This window comes from Oleiphilus sp. HI0132, assembly GCF_001635845.1.
Genome location: NZ_LWGJ01001355.1, coordinates 1 through 861, shown reverse-complemented (window position 1 = coordinate 861; position 861 = coordinate 1). Strand labels below are relative to the sequence as shown.

1 protein-coding gene is annotated in these 861 nt (G+C 35.7%); it reads right to left on the bottom strand.

The annotated features are described in order from the left end of the window. Window positions 1–861, bottom strand: an 861-nt coding sequence (locus A3766_RS31370; protein WP_197479653.1) for a hypothetical protein, incomplete at both ends; no start/stop codon positions are given.

The following is an 861-nucleotide window of genomic DNA, read 5'->3' as shown; positions in this document are numbered from 1 at the left end:
ATAGCGATATAACAAAGCTAACAAAGCTAATATAGGAAGCATCGAAAGAAAAAGTAAAGGGGCGCCATACTTATAAGCGTAATTAATACTAGTATTATGCGCATGCTTCGGTGAATTATAATATTGTGCTACTCCACACATCATAGGAAAACAATTTTCGATCTCTGTTAGATATGTTTCAATTACAACTAGTCGAGTATCATCCCTCTCTAATACACTATCCTGAGAAGTTATAGACAGCCTGTCTCTAGTTCGTTCTGACTCAAATAACTCGCTTGTAAAAATAACCTTTACAGAGATTAGCGATACCACACACATAGCACCCACAAGACTAATCGTATATTTTACTCTTTGCGCATTAGTAGATGCCCTGTAAAGAGAAAAAAGCCAACAAGATAAGATGAGAAAAAATATAACCGCCCCCCCTCTTGATGCACACAACACTATTGCAAATAGCGCAGCACACATAAGAGCAACGTCTTTTAACAATAACCTACCATAATTCAGGAGAAGCAAGACTGAAATACAAATTATCATCGCCGAAGAATTAGGGTTTTCTGGAAAGCCAGCCGCTCGGTAATAGGTCTTTGAAAAAAAACCCGGAATAAAACCATCAAAATATACTGAGCAAATAACAAAAAATAGAGTTAGATATAAAATCCTTCTAAGGTTCACCACTCCGACTGCGATAGAAACGGAAATTAATACAAAAAAAGATAAGTAAGAAAACTCTAGAAAATAGTCACCCAGCTCAACACTAGAGCCCTCTTCTAAAAATATATATAAAGACCCCTCAATCCCCCCTAGAGTTAAAAAGAAAAATGCAATAAAAAGAACAAAAGAGTTCAAATAAATACGATA